The sequence below is a fragment of the Nitratireductor sp. OM-1 genome (assembly GCF_003296175.1).
In the GTDB taxonomy this organism is placed as follows: domain Bacteria; phylum Pseudomonadota; class Alphaproteobacteria; order Rhizobiales; family Rhizobiaceae; genus Nitratireductor; species Nitratireductor aquimarinus.
On sequence record NZ_CP029208.1, the window covers coordinates 802,016 to 820,808 of the forward strand.

Genomic DNA, 18,793 nt, shown 5'->3' on the forward strand with positions numbered 1-18,793 from the left:
GGCCCTGATGGCGCCCCGCGTACTCGTATCCGATAAACTTTCGCCCACCGCCGTTGAAATCTTCAAGGATCGCGGCATCGAGGTGGATTACCTGCCCGAGCTCGGCAAGGACAAGGAAAAGCTCCTCTCCGTCATCGACCAGTATGACGGTCTCGCCATCCGCTCCGCGACCAAGGTCACCGAAAAGCTGATCAACAACGCCACCAATCTCAAGGTTGTCGGCCGCGCCGGCATCGGCGTCGACAATGTCGACATTCCGGCTGCCTCGCGCCGTGGTATCATCGTGATGAACACGCCTTTCGGCAACTCCATCACCACCGCCGAGCATGCCGTCGCCATGATCTTCGCCGTTGCGCGCCAGATCCCGGAGGCCAACACCTCGACCCACGAAGGCAAGTGGGAAAAGAACCGCTTCATGGGTGTCGAGATCACCGGCAAGACGCTGGGCGTGATCGGCTGCGGCAATATCGGTTCCGTGGTCGCCATGCGCGCCATCGGGCTCCGGATGCACGTCGTTGCCTTCGATCCGTTCCTTTCGGCAGAGCGCGCGGCAGAGCTGGGCGTCGAGAAGGTCGAGCTTGAAGACCTCTTCAAGCGCGCCGATTTCATCACGCTGCACACGCCGCTCACCGACAAAACGCGCGGCATCATCGACAAGGACGCCATCGCCAAGATGAAGAAGGGCGTGCGCATCATCAACTGCGCGCGTGGCGGTCTGGTCAACGAAGCCGATCTGGTGGAAGCACTCAAATCCGGCAAGGTCGCAGGCGCCGGCATCGACGTGTTTGAGACGGAGCCGGCAACGGAAAACCCGCTCTTCAACATGCCCAACGTGGTCTGCACCCCGCATCTGGGCGCATCGACCAGCGAGGCTCAGGAGAACGTTGCCATCCAGGTGGCCGAACAGATGTCGGATTACCTGACGAAGGGCGCGGTCACCAACGCGATCAACATGCCCTCGATCAGCGCCGAAGAGGCGCCGCGCCTGAAACCCTTCATCAAGCTCGCTGAAGTGCTCGGTGCGTTTGTCGGCCAGGTGACCGACGAAGCCATCGAGGAAGTCGAGATCCTGTTCGACGGCTCCACCACGGAGATGAACCGCCGCGCGCTGATCAGCGCCGCCCTCGCCGGTCTGATCCGTCCGCAGGTGGCCGACGTCAACATGGTGTCCGCACCGGTGATGGCCAAGGAACGCGGCATCATCCTGTCGGAAGTCAAGCGCGACAAGTCGGGCGTGTTCGACGGCTACATCAAGCTGACCGTCAAGTCCTCGAAGAAGACGCGCACCATTGCCGGCACGGTGTTCTCCGACGGCAAGCCGCGCTTCATCCAGATCAAGGGCATCAACCTCGACGCCGAGGTCGGCCAGCACATGCTCTACACGACCAATTACGACGTGCCGGGCATCATTGGTCTGCTGGGCTCGATCTGCGCCAAGCATCAGGTCAACATCGCCAACTTCCAGCTGGGTCGTAACCGGCCGGGCGGCGACGCAATCGCTCTCCTCTATCTCGACGCGCCGTTCCCGGCAGATGTCCTGAAAGAGCTGCGCGCAACCGACGTCATCCTGTCCGCCAAGCCGCTCTCGTTCGACGTGGCCGGATAAGCGACCGGTTTCAGAATCGGGAAGACAGAATGCCGGCGCTATGCGCCGGCATTTTTGCGTCCGCTGTGTTCTGCCAGCCAGATGCCGCCGAGCACCAGCGTCAGCGCAACGGCGTGATAGGCAAAGAAGTCCTCGCCAAGAATGACGATGGAGAGAAGCGTCCCGAATATCGGAACGAGATTGATGAACAGCCCGGCACGGTTGCCGCCGATCAGTTCATTGCCGCGAATATAGAGGCTCTGGGCGAGGAGCGACGGGAACACGACCACATAGCCCACCACCATCCAGCCCCGTGCATCCGGCACGATCAACCGGTCCGTCGCCGCCTCCCAGGCGACCAGCGGGAACGAGGCGAGAAGGGCAAACAGCGACAGCACGAACATCAGGCTCAGCCAGTGGATGTCGGGCTTGAGGCGCAGGCCGACCGTATAGGCCGCATAAAGCAGGACCGCGACAAGCATCAGCGCATCGCCGAAATTCACATCCAGATCGAGCAGACGCGCGAACTCGCCGTGGCTCGCAACAATCGCCACGCCCACAAGGGACAGCATGAACCCGGCAACCTGCAGAGCGGTCACGCGGAGCCGGAAAAGAAGGAAATTGACGACGAAAATCACCATCGGGATCGCCCCCTGCTCGATGGCGATGTTGATTGCCGAGGTGAATTGGGCGGAGCTGTAGAACAGCGCGTTGAACCCGGTGAAGCCCATCATGCCAAGAAACGCCAGCAGCGGAAGCTTTGCGCGAATGGCCGGCCAGTCACGCTTTAGATGCGGCCATGCAAAGAAGATGAGCAGTGAGGAGCTGAGGATCCAGCGCAGCGTTGTCAGCATCATGGGTGAAACATGGCCGACAGCAAGGCGACTGGCCACGGCATTGCCGCCCCAGAACAGGGTTGTCAGACACAGAAAAATATAGGCTTGGCGATACATGAGACGAAACAACCTGCTGAAACGCGGGCTTGATAGGACCTCAGTGGCCAAACGTAAATGCCAGTGTCACAATTTGTCAGCCGCACCATTGCATAAGGGGCGTTGCTGAGTTCAGAAACCGGGGCAAAGCGAATCGGCGTTTTTCATGAATTACTTGCTTCCAACTGGTTGTAAATAAAACATAACCAACTGAAGATTGCGAAGGTGATCAACATATGGCAAAGCGCAATGATAGTAGCTTGTGCATGCTGGACAGGAACAAGATTTGAACGACGCCTCCAAACCAACGGGAAAAAAGTCCGCTCCCGTTGAGGACAAGGCCAGACGCGCTGCGAAGCGCAGCCCGTCTTTGGAGGCAACGCCCGATCTTGAAGATGTTCTCGATTGCGGAGCATCCCTGCGCAAGCGCCGGCTGCTGCGCAACCTGCGGCCCATGCTGCCGGAAATCCTCGCGGCGGGCGTTCTTCAATGCCTTGTCTATACGGCCTTCATCCTGAATGCCTCGCGCAGCGACTGGGGCAATCTCGCCATCGTCTGCGCGATCCTGTTGGCGCTGCCTTTCGTCATAGCGCTCGCCTTGCTTGGTTTTCGCCGGCAACGAAACACGTTCACGATCGCCATCTTCATCACATTCGTGGTCTTCACAACGGCCGTTGCCTTTCTCTCGGGCCTGCGCATTCGGATCAGTTATTCTGCTTTGCTGGTCGCCTATCTGGTCGCGAACGTATTGATGTCGATTGCCAATCTGCGTCTTCACCGCTCGCTGGAAGATCACATTGCGCTTCTGGATTTTCCAGGCGCAAGGCAGGTGGCCTCCCGCCTTTCAGGCAAGGTCGCCGTCATCACCGACAAGAATGCCGATATCGGCGCTTACGACCGCATCCTGATCGACAGCAAGACCCATCACAATCCCGAATGGTCCGGCTTTCTGACCAAGGCCTATATGGTCGGCGTCGATGTCACGCCCTGGTTCAATTTTCTCGAACTGCGCGATGGCCGGGTTGATGTCGATGCATTCGACGTCTCCCATCTCGCCTACTCGCCCAGCCAGATCTATTATTCCAAGGCCAAGCGCGCGCTGGATCTGTTTGCCGTCATCATCACAGTGCCGCTCACCGTGCCGCTGGGCTTTGTGATCTGGCTTTACATCCGCATGCTGGATGGCGGCACTGCCATCTTCGTGCAGCAACGCCGGGGCTATGGCGGCCGCTCCTTCAACATGCTGAAGTTCCGCACCATGCATCATGGCCGCCAGGGCGGCTCAACGCAGGTCAATGACGACCGCATCATCAGGGGGTGCCGTTTTCTGCGCCGGCTGCGGCTCGATGAACTCCCCCAGCTCCTCAACATCTGGCGCGGCGAGATGAGCCTAGTGGGCCCACGCCCCGTGGCCGAATACGTGGCGCAGGCGAGCGAGGCGGAAGAGCCCAAATTCATTCACCGCACCATGGTTCTTCCGGGCATCACCGGCTGGGCACAGGTGAATTCCGGCTATGCAAGCACGACCCGGGAAGAGATCACCAAGCTCTCCTACGACCTCTACTACATCAAGCACCTGTCGTTTGATCTGGACATGCTGATCATCCTTTCGACGATCAGAACCGTCCTGTTCGGGCGCGGCGCACGCTGAAGCGCCCCCGTACACGGCACAACATTCCACCCGCAATAAAAATGCTCTAAAGAGAAGCCCGCGCACGCTGCGACAACAGGAGGAGACTGCCGATATGAGCCATCCGAAGATCATCTGCATGGGCGAACCGCTGATCGAGTTCAACCAGGTGGACGACACGGGCCGTTACCTCTTCGGCCATGGCGGCGACACCTCCAACTGCGCCATCGCAGCCGCGCGCGCCGGCGCATCGGTCGGGTTCTTCACCGCGCTCGGCGCAGACGAATTCGGCGACAGCCTGATGCAGCTCTGGGCAGACAATGGCGTGGACGCCCGCCATGTCCTGCGCAATCCGGATGCCCATACGGGTGTCTACTTCGTCAGCCATGGCGAGAGCGGCCACGTCTTCTCCTATCTGCGCAAGGGTTCGGCGGCGAGCCGCGTCGCCCCGCGCGACCTGCCCCGCAGCGCCATCGAGAATGCCGACATCCTGCATGTCTCGGGCATCTCCATGGCCATCAGCGCCGATGCGAGCGATGCGGTTCTCGAAGCGATCGACATTGCCCGCGCCGCCGGCGCCAAAATCTCGTTCGACACCAATCTGCGCCTGAAACTGTGGCCGCTCGAGCGCGCCCGTGCGCTGACCGAAGCCGCCATGCGCAAGGCCGACATCGCGCTTCCCGGTCTGGAAGACGCCGAGCAGCTCGTCGGCATAAGCGACCCGGACGCCATCGCCGATCATTATCTGGGCCTTGGCGCAGGCATCGTCGCGCTGACGCTCGGCAAGGATGGCTGCCTCGTCGCCACGCCCGACGAGCGCCGCCGCGTGCCCGGCATCAGGGTCAGCGCCGTGGACGCCACGGGTGCGGGCGACACGTTCGATGGCAATTTCCTCGCCGAGCTCAATCGCCATGGCGACCCGTTCGAGGCAGCGCGCTACGCCAATGCGGCCGCTGCCCTTTCCACACAGGGCTTTGGCGCAGTCGCTCCCATGCCCATGCGCGAAACAGTTTTGAAGGCGCTCGCGGAAGCCGCCTGATCTATTCCAGGAAAACATCGACGCTGGCGGAACGTCCGGCCGCGTCGATCACCGTCAGGGTCGATGCGCCGCCGCCATCGGGCACCCAGCTTGCCCTGCGCCGCCGATAGGCGTCCGGCAGCGGCTCGCCATTGGCCAGCCAGCGGAACGGCGCGCGCCCGCCATTGATCTTGAGCGCCAGCGGCATGACCCGCGCCCCACGCGCAAGCCCCACATCGATGCGCGCACCCTGCGGCGGGAACACGATTTCCGGCGCGGGCTCCACCGGTGCACCGGCGCGAAACCCGCCGCCCGAGACGGAGAACCGCCGCATGGGAAACGGAAGATCGGACGCGGCAAGCCGGATCGCGCCTGCCGGTGCAGGCGGGAATGGAACGATGCCCACGCCCGAGCGTGAGAATGCCTCGAACAGGATGGGAGCGGCAGCCAGATAGCCGGTCAGCCCCGGCACCGCGCCGCCATCGGGCCGCCCGGCCCACACGCCCAGCACATGCCGCCCGTCATAGCCCACCGACCACGCATCGCGGTAGCCATAGGACGTGCCCGTCTTGTATGCGATGCCGAGACGCGGCGCGGCGCTGGGCGGCGCGACACCGGACAGGATGTCCGCGACCTGCCATGTGGCCTGTGGCGTCAGCACGGAAGGGGGATGCGCGGCAATCTCTGCATCGTCCAGATAGTGCAGCGGGCGCACCCGCCCCCGATTGGCGAGCCCGCCATAAAGCTGCACCAGCCCTTCCAGCGTCAGCCCCGCACCGCCAAGCCCGATGGCAAGGCCCGGCGTCTCTCCGGGCGGCAGAGCGGGCGGCACGCCAGCGCGTCGCATGCGCGCCACCAGCCGCACCGGCCCCAGCGCATCGAGCAGTCGGATCGTCGGCACGTTGAGCGACATCTGCAAGGCCGTGCGCACCGAAACATCGCCCTGATAGGCCATGTCGAAATTGCGCGGACGATAGCCCGAGAAATTGCCGGGCCGGTCTTCGATCATGGTTTCCTGCATCACCAGCCCCTCCTCGAAGGCAAGGCCATAGATGAAGGGTTTGAGCGTGGAGCCCGGCGAACGCTCTGCCACGCTCATGTCGATCCAGCCGGCGCGCGCGGCGTTGAAATAGCCTGCCGACCCGACCCGCGCGAGCACCGCGCCGGTCTGCGCATCCGCCAGAACCATCGCCACGGAAACGCGCGGCCCCAGCCCGCGCGCCGCTCTGGCGGCAACTTCCTCAAGGCCCGCCTGCGCGCGCCGGCTGATGGTCAGGTGATGCACACGCTCATCCGGTTCCGCTTGCACCACCGCATCGGCCAGATGCGCGGCATAGGCAGGCATGGGTAGACGACGCCCGGCAAGCTTCGCCTCAGACGCGCGCGCGACCTCGCTTTCGATGATGACGCCAGCCCCCGCCATGCGCGCAAGCACCCGGTCGCGCGCGGCTTTTGCCGTCTGCGGATGCCGGTCAGGCCGGCGCGCTTCCGGCGATTGCGGCAGGGCGACCAGAAGAGCAGCCTCCTCCAGCCCCAGCTTGAGCGGCTCCTTGCCGAACCAGGCGAGGCTCGCCGCGCGCACCCCTTCAAGATTGCCGCCATAGGGCGCGAGCGTCAGGTAGCGCTCCAGGATCTCCCGCTTGGAAAGCCTGCGTTCGATCTGAAGCGCGCGCGCGATCTGCCGAAACTTGGCGCTGAAGCTGCGCGCCGCGCGTGGCTCGGTGAGGCGGGCAAGCTGCATCGACAGTGTTGAACCGCCCGAGACGATGCGCCCGTTCCGCAAGAGCTGCAATGCGGCGCGGCCAAGCGCGCGCATGTCGACACCCGGATGCGACCAGAAGCGCTTGTCCTCATAGGCGACCAGCATCTTGAGAAACTGCGGGTCGAGCGTGTCGATATCCGCCGGCAGACGCCAGCGCCCGTCAGACGCCGCATAGGCCCGCAGCAGCGCCCCGTCTCGGTCGAGCACCTCCACCGAAAGCGGGGCGGGATCAAGCGGCGGCGGATAGGCGGCGTCCAGCCGGTCGAGCGTCACCGCCCCGCCAATGGCGAGCAGGGCCGCAAGGCCAGCGGCCATGGCAACCCGGCGCATATGTCGACGCGTTTTCATCGCCGCCGCCTACTGCCCCACGATCTCCATGAAGCCCGTGGCCGTGCGGGCGGAGAGCTGCGGACGGTACATGTCTTCCACGCTCGCCGCCGGATGCGTGTAGACGCCCGGAGTCACCGCACGCACCACATAGGCGAGCCGGAACTTGCCGCCGCCATTGCGGTCGAAGGCGGCGATGAAGCGGTCGTCACGGAACTCGGTGTGAACCGCATCCGTCTCGCCAAGCCACTCGAAATTCGCCAGTTCGGCGCTGCCCACCAGGCGCGGATTGTCGATCTCGAAGCCCGCCGGCAACAGGTCGGAGACCAGAACGCGTGAAGGCCAGGCGTTCTGTTCCATCATCTCCAGCACCACCACATAGCGCTCGTTCTGGCGTGCGTCGGAGACATTCGCCTCTTCACCGTCCAGCGTGTAGTAGCGCCGCTCAATGGTGAAGCCCTCGCCGCCCGCCGGCAGCGGCTGCTGCGGCGCGGCCACGGTGGTGATCACCGCATCGACCGGCTCGTTGCCCTGATTGGCCACCGTCAGCGGCGCGGCCTCGATCTCCAGTCCCGAAAGCCGCCGCGAGAATGCGCCCGCATGGGCGTTGCCGTCCACGGTCAGGCGCAAATCGTCGCTCGACTGGCTCAGCGCACGGGCGGCCAAAAGCATCCACGCCTCGTCCTGCGTGCTCATGTAACGCGTGTCACCGCGCACATCGGCCACCAGATCGATCATCTGCGGCACCAGCGCCGGTTCGGGCCGGCTTTCCGCCGCCAGCGCCAGCATCGCCGCACCATCGCGCAGACGCGATCCGTAATCGGAGCGCGCCGTGTAACGCCCGCTCATGCCCTGAGCGAGACGGAAGGCGGAGGCAAAGCCCCGTTCCGCACGTTCCGCATCGCCATAGAGAGCGAGACCCGCAGCAAGCTGCGCACGGGCCAGCGGCGTGGAGAACTCATCGAGCCGCGTGTCGAGATAGTAGCGCAGGTCACCGGCCGAAGCCTTGCGGTTGCGCGCCAGCACATAAAGCGCATAGGCGATCTCGCTGCCGCGCGAGGAGACATCCGTGTCATAGGCGAGCGTGTTCGAGAGGTTCTGCAGCGCCTGGCCCATCGCCGCCTCTGGCACGGCAAAGCCCTGCTCGCCGGCGCGGGTGAGGAAGTCCGTCACATAGGCGTCGAGCCACAGATCGCCCGATCCCGGTCCCCAGAGACCGAAGCCGCCAGACGAAGACTGCGCGGCAAGCACGCTTGTGATGGCGTCCTCAATGCGCCCCTTCAGCGCCGGATCCTCTTCCAGCCCCGCAGCCTTTGAAAGCTCGCTCACATAGAGCAGCGGCAGCGCGCGGCTCGTGGTCTGCTCCGTGCATCCATAAGGATAGCGGTCGAGCGACATCAAAAGTGCCGGAATGTCGAACCCGTCGGCCCGCGAGATGTTGAGGCTCACCGACGCGTTCTCGGCAAAGCTGTCTTCCAGAAGCGCGCCGTCCAGCGTGACACTGCCGCCATTGGCTGCAAGCGTCACCACGCTGCGGCTGGCAACCGGCATCACACCAGGCCGCACCGGCAGGGGCACGCTCTTCTCCACGGCAAGCCCGCTCTCATGCGCAAGCGCCACCGTCAGCGCGCCCTCGCCCGTCTGGTTCGTCGCCGAAACAGGCACGGAGAGCGTGGCCTTGCCGCCCGCCTCAAGCGTCACCGTATCGGAGAGCGACCGCAGATCGGCGTCCACCGGCCCTTCGGCCATCACCGTGAGGCGATAGTCACCGGCCGGGCCATCCGTGTTGGCGATTTCAAGCAGAAGCCGCGCCTCGTCGCCCGGCGCCAGGAAGCGCGGAAGGCTGGTGGTCAGCACAACGGGATCGCGGATGATCACATCCTGCTGCGCGCTGCCCACGCCCTTCTTCGACCAGGCGACCGCCATGATGCGGGCCGTGCCGTTGAACTGCGGAATCTCGAAGGAGACCTCCGCTTTCCCGTCATCGTCCACCTTCACGATGCCGGAGAAGAAGGCGACCAGCTTCTGCGTCGGCGCGCTGCCGGTGGGCGCCATGCCGCCGCCATCGCCGCCGGTGCGCAGCCGGCCCATCGCGCCGAGCGAACCGTCGATCAGCCGCCCGTAAATGTCGCGCATTTCGATGCCCAGCATGCGCTGGCCGAAATACCAGGCGTCCGGCTGTGGCGGCTCGTAGCGCGTGAGGTTGAGAATGCCCACATCGACCGCCGCAACGGTCACATAGGCTTCTTCGCCCGGTTCCAGCCCGCCAACGCTGACGGGAATTGAAAGGGCAGCATCGGGGCGCGCCTGTTCCTCCACGCCAAGTTCAACCGAAAGGTCACGCTCACCCGGATCGACCTTGAGCCAGCGCACGCCGATGGCGCGCATGGGCAGGCGGTTTTCGGCATCGTCGCCGGGGCGGAACAGCGTTGCGGTCACATAGGCCCCGGCCCCCAGTGCGTCGGTCACCGGAATGTCCACGGTCGCGCCGGCTTCCGGCACCTTTGCGGTGAAGGTTTCAAGCAGGCTCTCGGAACCCACCGTCACCAGAACCTCGCCGGCAAAGCGGGGCGAAATCTTCAGCTTCGCCGTCTCACCCACCGCATAGGCGTCGCGGTCGAGCGCCACTTCCAGCCCGTCCGGCGTCTCGGTGGAACCGGCCTCCACATACCAGCCGGAATCGAACGCCGCGCTGGTAATCGGCCCGCCCGCATCCGGGCTTTCCACCTCGAGGCGATAGCGCCCCCAGTCCACGGAAACGCCAATCTGCGGTTCGCTGTCGGCCTTCGTGTCCACCGTTCCCTCGCGCACGAGGCTCGTCGTGGTGATCGGCTCATAGTTCCAGGAACCGCCATCGCGATACCACTGATAGTGCCGCTCCACCTTCAGCAGTTTCCATTCGAGGGCGTCCATGGCGATACGCTCGCCCTTCGGATCAACCGCGATCACGCGGAAATTCGCCGTGGCACCCTCGGCAACGCGACCGCCGGTGAATTCCGGCTTCAGGCCGATCATCGCGCTTTCCGGCTCGACACCGATCTCCAGCGCGCGCTCCACGGCGCGGCCGCCGGCCTCGCGCATACGCACGCTGACATCCGCCTTCAGGAGACGCGTGGTGGATGGCGCGCCATCCAGCGCCACCGGGAACTGCGCCTGCCCTTCCGCATCGGTCTCCGGCAGACCGGGCAGCGAAACGCGCAGCGCCTCCACATCCTCCTCGTCATCGAGGCCGAAGACATAGCCGGGGAAGGCTTTCCATTCGCGCGTCGGCGCGACCGTCAGTTCGCCTTCAAGCGCAAGCCCCGCCGCCGGTGCGCCATAGAGATAGCGGCCATCGACGGTCACATCCGTCACACCGCCGACCGGCACGGTCTCATCCGCGCTCGCAAGTTCGAACTCGGTGCGGTCGGGCACGAAATCCTCGACCAGAAAATTCTTTTCGGCCAGCGGCGGCTTTTTCGGATCGGCATAAATGCCGAGCGCCCAGGTGCCGCGCATCGCGCTTCCGGGCAGATCGAGCGCCACCGCATGACCGCCAAGCGCCGCGCCATCAGAAACGACGCGCCGATCCTCCACGCCGTCGGGGCGGCGGAAGATGAAGGTCAGCGGCAGATCCTCCACCGCATCCGAAGCGGGATTGCGCGTGAGCGCGCTCGCATGCACCGTTTCGCCGGCGCGATAGATGCCACGCTCCGTCCAGGCGAACACGTCGAGCGGTCCGGGCGAAGGACGCCCCGTCACGCCACGATCCGAAAGATCGAAGCCCGCGCGCGTCATGTCGAGGAAGACGAAATCCTCAGTCCCGTTTTCAGCGATGATCGCCGCCGGCGCGAGACCGGAAGAACCGCGCGCCAGACCGGGATCAAACCGCGCATGGCCATCGCCATCGGTCTCCGCCTCGCCAAGCACCTCATTGTTGCGCGCCACCAGCCTGAGCTTCAGACCGTCGAGCGGCTTCGCACTCGCAAGCGAGCGCGCGAAGACCGAAAGCCCGTCCTCGCCGGCAAAGGTGGAAAGCCCGATATCGGAGACAAGGAACCACTGCGTGGCGCGGTTGTCCCAGTTCTGGCTCCGGTCGCCCTCCGGCACCGCCGTCATCATGTAGACGCCGGGCTTGCGCTCCGGCACCGCCTCATCGACGGGAATGCTGGTGACGACATCCTTGTTCAGTTCGGCGTCCACCTCGATCATGCCTTCGAAGACGGGCGCGCCCATCTGGTCGGCCACCTCGTCCACCGCATATTCGTTGAGCTGGCGCAGGAACTGCCCCTCGCTCAGAAGACGCGCCAGCGCACGGTCACCAACGCGGTAGACGGACAGCGTCGCGCTGTCGGCATTCACGGAAACAAACGGGATGCCCCGGCGCGCCGAGGACGGCAGCACGAAATTGTCGCCGGTAAAGCGCAGCGAAGGCGCACGGTCCCGCACGTAGATTTCCAGCGGCACCGGCTCGGCAATCACCTCGCCAATGGCCGCCGGCAGGCCCTGCCGGATGACGATGCGGTACTGCTCGCCATGCTTCAGACCGCTGACGCAAAGCTCCTTGTCGCTGCGGTCAACGGCGAAGGAGCGCAGATTGTCGACGGTCACGAACTGGGCGTAGTCGACGCCGCTCTTCACCAGCTCCTCGGAAAACTGCACGCAGGCGCGCGGCGTGGCGCTGTCGGAATCGACCGAATGATCGATCACGCGGAACCCCTTGCGGCGCTTGAGATCGGCATAGGCCTCCTGCACATCGCGCGCGGTCCTGAGCGCCAGGCTCGCCTCATAGGCGCTGAGTGCGGGGCGGAAGAGATTGCGCCGCTCAAGAGCCGGCGCAAGAACGGCCAGCGCCTCGGCGCGGTCATCGGTGCTGCGCGACAGATTGTAGGCGTTCACGGCCGCCCCCGTGCCGGCGCGCTGCAGACGATAGAGGTTCATGTCGCCGGCTGGCTGCGCCACCGTCGCGGCGCGCGCGAGCCGAGACCACAGGCCCGCATTGTCAGGCTCCACCACAAGGGCTGCGGTATAGGCCCGGATCGCATTGAGCGGATCATTGTTCGCAAGCGCCTGCCCGCCTGCGGCGGTCAGGGCGGCGAAGCCGGCATTGACGGCATTCTGCGTGCGCAGCACCTCGTCACGATATTGATCAGCCTCGCGCAGCACGTGGTCGGGCACGAAGCGCAGCGCCGGCGGCGCGCCAAGATCGGCAGCAGCGCCGCTCACCACCACCTTGCCGGCCACCGCGCCCTCGAACGGATCGAGGCGGTTGAAATCCGACTTCAGGAAGCACCATTGCGCGCTGGTGTTGTAGGTGAAGGCCCGGCACTGCGGATCGGCAAGGCACACTGCCTTGCACTGGTCGAGCGTCACATCCTTTTCGGTGCGCAGGTCGAAGCCGAAATAATCGGCATTCTCGCTGGTCACGATCCGGCGCGCATCCTGCGCGGCAGCCATTGCTGCAAACCCGAAAACAAAAATGAAAAACAGGGAGAGTCCGCGTGCCGCACGCATAGCAATCCTCCAGGCGCTGCCGATATCGTCCCTTTGATATTGGGACAGCTTTGCAAAAGCCAGTCAACAGGCCCGGAGAATTATTGTCCAAAGGCGCGAAGACGCCCTCTTATGCTTACAGACCCTTTTATGCTTACAGACCCCTGGGATGGGTCATGAACTCTTCGATGATCTCTTCCGGCGGTTTGACGAAATCCGAAGTGCGGCTGACGCCAAGGCCGGTCAGCCCCTTCAGCTTCACGGCCATTTCCGCCAGCTTCACGACAATCGGAATGCCGTTGATCACCGGCGCGCCATCCACCCGGTGCGCCTGCAATTGCGAGAACAGCAGCATGGGAATGCCGCCGCCGGGAATGAGCACATCCACGCCCTCATCCACGAGCGGCCGGGCCTGCTCCTCAAACAGGGCGCGTACGGTTTCAAGCCGCTCATCGGAACCGAAGGCGGCAAGGATCTGCCCCGGCTCGAAATCCATGGCGTGCACGCCGGTCACGCGTTCGCCGAGACCGTATTTGCCGATCTGGTGGTGAAACCAGGGAATGTAACGCCGGTTGATGGTGACGATGCCCGAGCGCTGGCCAAGCTGGCAGGCATGCAGCATGGACGCCTCCCCCATGCCCAGCACCGGAATGTCGACCACCGACCGCGCCTCATAGAGGCCGGCATCCTGAAAATGCCCGATGATGAAAGCGTCATAGCCCTCGCGCTCGGCCCGCACCGCATTGCAGATCACCTCGCGGGCGCAGCGAAACTCCACGATGGCGTGGGCGTAGCTGTCATGCGGGGTGATGCCCTTGATGTCGATCTCAGTGCCGGGGTCCACAATGGCATCGAGATGCTTTCTCAGTTCATCCCAGTAGCCCGCGCCATTCTCGTAATCGACATAGCTTTGATACCAGATCTTCATGACGTCAGCTCCTGATGAGGCCCGGCAGCCAGAGGGCCAGCTGCGGGAAAAGCGCAAGCAGCACGACCAAAAGCAGCGTGCAGGCGATGTAGGGCAGCGCGGCCCGCGCCACCTGCCCGATGGTCGTCCCCCTCGGGCTCACGCCAACCATGACGAAGAGCAGGAGACCGAAGGGCGGGGTCGCAAGGCTGAGTTCCAGCGCCAGAAGCATCACCACGCCGAACCAGATCTGGTCGAACCCGTAGAGCCCGACCAGCGGCATGAAAATCGGCAGGGTCAGCATCATGATAGAAAGCTGATCCATGAACATGCCGAGAAGCAGAAGCACGAGGAACATGACCGCGAGCACCACATAGGCGTTGAGCTCGAAACTGGTGGCAAACGAGATCAGGCCCGAAGACGCGCCGGAGAAGGCGAGGATCTGCGAGAAGGTGGTCGAGCCGACGATGATCATCAGCATCATGGCCGACACTTTGAGCGTGCCGGTCAGCGAGCGCACCACGGCCTGCCAGCTCAGCGTGCGATAGCACGCCGCCAGCACGACGACGGACAGCGCGCCGAAGGCCGCGGATTCGGTCGGCGTCGCCCAGCCGAGCAGGATCAGCCCGACCACCGCGAACACGACGATGCCCATGGGCATGACGTCCACCAGAACCGCCCGCATGATCTCGGAAAGGCTCGCCCGTTCCGCCGCATAGCCGGGGGCGGCATCCGGATCGAGTGCGATCTGTATGCGGATCGTGGCGATGAACAGCGCCGCCAGAAGCAGCCCCGGCACCAGCCCCGCGATCAGCAGCGCACCCACATCGATCCGCGCCAGCGAACCAAGCAGCACGGCCAGCGAGGATGGCGGAATGATCATGGCCAGACCGCCGGTCGCCAGGATCGGCCCCATGATCATGTGCGGCTTGTATCCGCGCTTGATCATGTCGGGCATCAGCGTCGTGCCGAGCATCGCCGTGTTGGCCATGGACGATCCCGACAGTGTGGCGAAGATCGTGCCGCCGCCCACGGTCAGATAGGAAAGCCGCCCCTTGATGCCGCCAAAACACTTGTCGAGGGCATCGAACACGCGAATGGCAAGTCCCGTGTGGAACAGAAGCTCGCCCATGATGAGAAACAGCGGCACCGGCACCAGCGCGAAACTGGTGACGGATGTGGAGGCATTGGCGACAAGCTGGTCGATGCCGATCATGCCGCCCATGAAGATGTAGACGCCGACAATGTTGATCGCCAGAAACGCGATGGCCACCGGCATGCCGAAGAACATCAGGAACAGGAGCCCCCCGATCATCAGGAGGGCGGATTCGTACCAGACCATCAGTGTGCTCCCCCGCTGCCGGTATAGGTTTCGCCGCGAAGCAGCATGCGCAGGAACTCCAGCGCCATCAGGCCGAAGCCCATGGACAGCATGGCGTAAAGAACCCAGGAGGGAATGTTGATGGAGCGCATGTCGACCGCGCGCGACTGCACCATTTCCAGCCCCACCGCCGCCGAGCGCCAGCACAGGAGGCCAAGCGTCAGGATGGCGAGAACCAGCACGACCCGCCCCGCCAGAAGGCGCGCGCCGTCAGGCATCGCTCCCACGAAAGACGAGATCGCCACATGCCCGTTGTTGCGCACCAGCCAGGGCGCGGCCGCCATGGTGGAGAACAGCATCACATATTCGACGATGGCGCTGGTCGACTGGAACGGCCGGAAACCGGTGTTGCGCAGCACGACGTCGACAATGATGGCGGCAGAAATGAAAACGAGACTGGCTGCACCCAGCACAGCCAGTCCGTTGATGATCCAGTTGTAGATGCGTAGCAGAAACATGGCGCGCGGCTTTTCAAAAGTGGTGCGGGGGAATGCCCTGCGGGCAACCCCGGAGCGATGTGAAACGCCTCTCCGGGATCGCCCGTCAGGGGAAGCTCAAGGCTTCCGCCGGCACGGGATCAGCGGTCATAATACGCTTCGCGCAGTGCGTCGTAATACTCCGACCCGGAATCCTTCATGCGCTTCCAGGCGCTGTCATAGGCGAGGTCCAGGAACGTCGCCTGCGCATCGCCCTCCAGCTCGATGACCTCCATGCCGTTCTCCCGAACCGCCTTGTCGGTCTCCTCGATCACCTTCTGGAAATTGTCGTAGGACGTCTGCTCATATTCGGCAGCGGCGTCGTTCAGGATCTTCTTTGCCTCATCGCTCAGGCCATCCCATTTGGCCGGGTTCACCACCACGGCGAGATCCGTCTGGAAGAAGCCCGGATCGATGCGATAGCGCAGGAACTTGTCCCAGGAGAGATCCTGAATGCCGACAATGGGCCAGCCCGAACCATCGAACGTGCTGCGCTCAAGGCCGGTATAGACATCCGGCACCGGCACGGAGACGGGAATGGCCCCCAGCGCCTCGAAGAAGGCGTTGTAGATCGGCTGCGAGCGGATGCGCTGGCCATCGAGATCGATGCCGCCATCCTCGGTCCGCTTGGGCTCGTTGATCGTGTAGATGTAGAATTTGACGCCGGTGTCGAGATGGGCCAGCAGGTTCACGCCCAGCTTCTTGGTGAACGCCTCCTGCATGATGCCGAAGCCGCCATTCTCGCGCGCCTCGGCGGCCGTGACGGTGGACGCCACCCATGCATCCGCCTCCGGCATCGTGCCCAGATAATAGGAGGCCGGGCCATACTGCATGTCGACCACGCCACGGCGCACCGCGTCTACCTGCTGGTTCGGCGGAAACATCTCCGGCCCGCCCGCATAGTTGATCTGGATGACGCCCTTGCCGCGCTCGTTCACGAGATCGACAAAGCCCTTGAAGCTCTGCGAGAAGGCAAGTGATTGCGGGAAGGCGGAAATCGCCTTCAGCGTTTCTTCCGCACTGGCCTGCCCGGCAAAGGCAACGCTGGTCAGCGCCGTTGCAAGAAGGCCGCGTCTGATGGTCCTGGCGATCGATCTGGTCGTTGCTTGGTTCATGTCATCGTCCTCTCTGGTTTTCCGGACTTGTTCCGTCCGGTCTGGTTTCACACCCTGTTTCAGGCACCGGGCCTAAAGCACGGGTGGCCGCACGAGCCCCGCATTGTCGAGCGCCTTCAGGAAAGCCGCCATGCGGCGCTGGCGGTAAGCGTCGACGTCCACATCGGCGTAATCGAAGAAGCCGGAGCCCGTCTTCAGGCCGATACGCCCTTCCTCCATGTTGCGACTGATGATGCCGGGAGCCGCATAGCGCTCGTCATCGAAAGCCCCGGCGAGATAGCGGCTCGCATAGTAGAGAATGTCGCCGCCGCCCCAGTCGATGAACTCCAGAAGGCCCAGCACGCCGAAGCGCAGGCCGAAACCGTAGGTCACCGCCTTGTCGACATCCTCGGCGCTCGCAACGCCTTCCTCGACGATCCGCGCAGCCTCGTTCATGGCGAGCGCCTGAATGCGCGGCACGATGTAGCCGGGCGAAGCCTTGCAGACGATCGGCACCTTGCCGATACCTTCAAGATAGGCGCGCACGAAAGCGGTGGTTTCCGCATCCGTCTCATCGGCCGGGCTGAGTTCCACCAGCGGCATCAGAAAGGCCGGGTTCAGCCAGTGCGCATTGAGAAAGCGCTCGGGCGCAGAGGTGAAGCCCGCCAGCTCCGTCGACAGCATGGTCGAGGTGGTCGAGGCCAGAATGGCGTCGCCATCGGCATGGGCGTCGAACAGCGCAAACGCATCGCGCTTGGCGTCCGTCACCTCGGGCACACCCTCGAACACGATGCGCGCCCCGGCAAGACCTGCCGCCGCCTCGCCGCGCGGCACGATGCTCACCCGGTCCATGATCTGTGGAACGGCGTCCACCCTGAATGCGCCAAGCGCGGCGATGGAGGCCAGCGCCGTGCGGATCTCATCCAGCGCCTCATCGCGCAGCTTTGCGAAGGCGTCGGCGTCACGCTCCTTCGCATCGATCAGCCGCACCGCGTGGCCGGCATAGGCGACGCATTGCGCAATGCCCCGCCCCATGCGTCCGGCGCCGATGCAGGCGATGGTCACCTCGCCCGTCATCACAGGCCCTCACGCAGCATGGTCTGCACCGCCTCGCGGCTTTCGCCGGCAAGACCGATCTGCTCCATCGTGCGCCCCTCGGCGCGGAAATCGCGCTCGGCCACCGCGCCGGCAATCGCCAGGAGGCCGGTCGCCACCGGACAGGGCACGCCGGCCCAGTCGCCCACCGACACCATGAAGGCGAGGCCCATGCCCACATCCTCCAGCATGTAGCGGTGCGACTTCAGGTCCAGCTTCTCATGCCAGTCGCCGGAATCCACCAGCTTGTCATGCGCGAGATTGCCGTACATCCAGTCGCTGGTCTCGTAGTGATCGGCCAGCGGAAAGTGTGGCGCGCCATAGCCCAGCGCCTCGCGGATCGCCATGCGCTCATTGTCGAGCGCGGTGTGCGTGCGGCGGATGGAAGCCTGCGTGCCCTCATTGTGAATGTCCCAGCGGTCGAAATGCTCGATGGGACCGGCATTCATGAGGATCAGCGGCGGGTGAATGATCGGGCCGGCGTTCATCAGCGCGCCCGACAGCGCATCCTCCACCGGCTCGATGGAGGCCGGGAAGACCGCCGCAATGGCCTTGATCGCATGATCCGTGTGCCGCGCGGGCAGCACGCCGGTCGGCAGCCGCGAGGCCCGCGTCGTCACGCGCACTTCGAGTGGCCCCTGCTTGCGCGTCAGCCATGGCAGCGTGCCCGTCTCGGCAATCGCGATGTCGGCCTTCGAGCCCGCTTCACGAATGCGCTTCATCATCAGGTAGGAACCGAACGTGCCCGGCGGCAGGTAGATCACCTGCCCGTCTTCCAGATGCGGTGCGAGGCGGGTAGCGATGTCCTCTTGCGCGAAGGCCGGCGTCGGCGCAACGATCAGCTCCGCGCCTTTCAGCGCCGCAGCGAGATCGTCGGTCGGCACGACCGCGATCTTCCGGCTGCCCTCGTGGTCGGTGAGGGTAATGCCGCCGACCTCCTCGACATCGGCGAAACTTGCCCGGTCGCGCCGCCACCAGCGAACGTCATGGCCCGCCTCGGCGAAATCCGCCGCGGCTGCGTATGACCCGTTGCCTCCACCCAGAACAGCTACTTTCATGTCTGCACTCTCCTCCTCGCCCGCACACAGTCACGGGCATTTATGTCACTCACATT

12 protein-coding genes are annotated in these 18,793 nt (G+C 64.3%); 3 read left to right on the forward strand and 9 right to left on the reverse strand.

Translation table 11 applies throughout. From position 1 onward, the window contains the following. Positions 1–7: 7 nt before the first annotated feature. A complete protein-coding gene (gene serA / locus DEJ54_RS03750; protein WP_113153388.1) occupies positions 8–1,606 on the forward strand; it encodes a phosphoglycerate dehydrogenase in 1,599 nt (532 codons plus the stop codon). A gap of 38 nt (positions 1,607–1,644) precedes the next feature. On the opposite strand, the gene DEJ54_RS03755 is transcribed toward serA, so the two are convergent. Further along, positions 1,645–2,538 carry a DMT family transporter gene (locus tag DEJ54_RS03755; protein ID WP_113153389.1) on the reverse strand — a complete coding sequence of 298 codons (894 nt, stop codon included), beginning with the start codon at positions 2,536–2,538 and terminating at the stop codon, positions 1,645–1,647. 265 nt (positions 2,539–2,803) lie between these two features. On the opposite strand from DEJ54_RS03755, the gene DEJ54_RS03760 reads away from it, so the two are divergent. After that, positions 2,804–4,168 (forward strand): sugar transferase, encoded by a 1,365-nt coding sequence (locus DEJ54_RS03760; protein ID WP_245447690.1) that lies wholly within the window; start codon positions 2,804–2,806, stop codon positions 4,166–4,168. A gap of 94 nt (positions 4,169–4,262) precedes the next feature. Continuing rightward, positions 4,263–5,186: a sugar kinase gene (locus DEJ54_RS03765; protein WP_113153390.1), complete on the forward strand. Its 924-nt coding sequence runs from the start codon at positions 4,263–4,265 to the stop codon at positions 5,184–5,186. Position 5,187: 1 nt separating this feature from the next. Here DEJ54_RS03765 and pbpC read toward each other — a convergent pair whose 3' ends face one another. The 8 genes from pbpC to DEJ54_RS03805 form a co-directional block, all read right to left on the reverse strand. Continuing rightward, the gene (pbpC, locus tag DEJ54_RS03770; protein ID WP_113153391.1) at positions 5,188–7,257 is read right to left on the reverse strand and encodes a penicillin-binding protein 1C; all 2,070 of its coding nucleotides are present in this window, start codon (positions 7,255–7,257) and stop codon (positions 5,188–5,190) included. 27 nt (positions 7,258–7,284) lie between these two features. Continuing rightward, complete coding sequence (locus DEJ54_RS03775) at positions 7,285–12,747, reverse strand: alpha-2-macroglobulin family protein (RefSeq protein ID WP_113153392.1); 5,463 nt, start codon at positions 12,745–12,747, stop codon at positions 7,285–7,287. A gap of 133 nt (positions 12,748–12,880) precedes the next feature. Then, positions 12,881–13,654, reverse strand: coding sequence for an aspartate/glutamate racemase family protein (locus DEJ54_RS03780; RefSeq protein WP_113153393.1), 774 nt, complete (start codon positions 13,652–13,654; stop codon positions 12,881–12,883). A gap of 4 nt (positions 13,655–13,658) precedes the next feature. Next, positions 13,659–14,975, reverse strand: a complete 1,317-nt coding sequence (locus tag DEJ54_RS03785; protein WP_113153394.1) for a TRAP transporter large permease — start codon at positions 14,973–14,975, stop codon at positions 13,659–13,661. Then, entirely contained in the window at positions 14,975–15,472 is a 498-nt protein-coding gene (locus DEJ54_RS03790; protein ID WP_113153395.1) for a TRAP transporter small permease, read from the reverse strand. Before DEJ54_RS03790 ends, DEJ54_RS03785 begins: the two co-directional genes overlap by 1 nt. A gap of 119 nt (positions 15,473–15,591) precedes the next feature. After that, positions 15,592–16,605 (reverse strand): TRAP transporter substrate-binding protein DctP, encoded by a 1,014-nt coding sequence (gene dctP / locus DEJ54_RS03795; RefSeq protein ID WP_113153396.1) that lies wholly within the window; start codon positions 16,603–16,605, stop codon positions 15,592–15,594. Positions 16,606–16,677: 72 nt separating this feature from the next. Beyond that, positions 16,678–17,661, reverse strand: a complete 984-nt coding sequence (locus DEJ54_RS03800; RefSeq protein ID WP_113153397.1) for a 3-hydroxybutyryl-CoA dehydrogenase — start codon at positions 17,659–17,661, stop codon at positions 16,678–16,680. Further along, the gene (locus DEJ54_RS03805) at positions 17,661–18,737 is read right to left on the reverse strand and encodes an NAD/NADP-dependent octopine/nopaline dehydrogenase family protein (protein ID WP_113153398.1); all 1,077 of its coding nucleotides are present in this window, start codon (positions 18,735–18,737) and stop codon (positions 17,661–17,663) included. Before DEJ54_RS03805 ends, DEJ54_RS03800 begins: the two co-directional genes overlap by 1 nt. Positions 18,738–18,793: the final 56 nt, after the last annotated feature.

Coding starts and splice junctions, on each gene's coding strand:
- serA (WP_113153388.1), top strand. CDS start 8: ATGGCGCCCCGCGTACTCGTATCCGATAAACTTTCGCCCACCGCCGTT.
- DEJ54_RS03755 (WP_113153389.1), bottom strand. CDS start 2,538: ATGTATCGCCAAGCCTATATTTTTCTGTGTCTGACAACCCTGTTCTGG.
- DEJ54_RS03765 (WP_113153390.1), top strand. CDS start 4,263: ATGAGCCATCCGAAGATCATCTGCATGGGCGAACCGCTGATCGAGTTC.
- pbpC (WP_113153391.1), bottom strand. CDS start 7,257: ATGCGCCGGGTTGCCATGGCCGCTGGCCTTGCGGCCCTGCTCGCCATT.
- DEJ54_RS03775 (WP_113153392.1), bottom strand. CDS start 12,747: ATGCGTGCGGCACGCGGACTCTCCCTGTTTTTCATTTTTGTTTTCGGG.
- DEJ54_RS03780 (WP_113153393.1), bottom strand. CDS start 13,654: ATGAAGATCTGGTATCAAAGCTATGTCGATTACGAGAATGGCGCGGGC.
- DEJ54_RS03785 (WP_113153394.1), bottom strand. CDS start 14,975: ATGGTCTGGTACGAATCCGCCCTCCTGATGATCGGGGGGCTCCTGTTC.
- DEJ54_RS03790 (WP_113153395.1), bottom strand. CDS start 15,472: ATGTTTCTGCTACGCATCTACAACTGGATCATCAACGGACTGGCTGTG.
- dctP (WP_113153396.1), bottom strand. CDS start 16,605: ATGAACCAAGCAACGACCAGATCGATCGCCAGGACCATCAGACGCGGC.
- DEJ54_RS03800 (WP_113153397.1), bottom strand. CDS start 17,661: ATGACGGGCGAGGTGACCATCGCCTGCATCGGCGCCGGACGCATGGGG.
- DEJ54_RS03805 (WP_113153398.1), bottom strand. CDS start 18,737: ATGAAAGTAGCTGTTCTGGGTGGAGGCAACGGGTCATACGCAGCCGCG.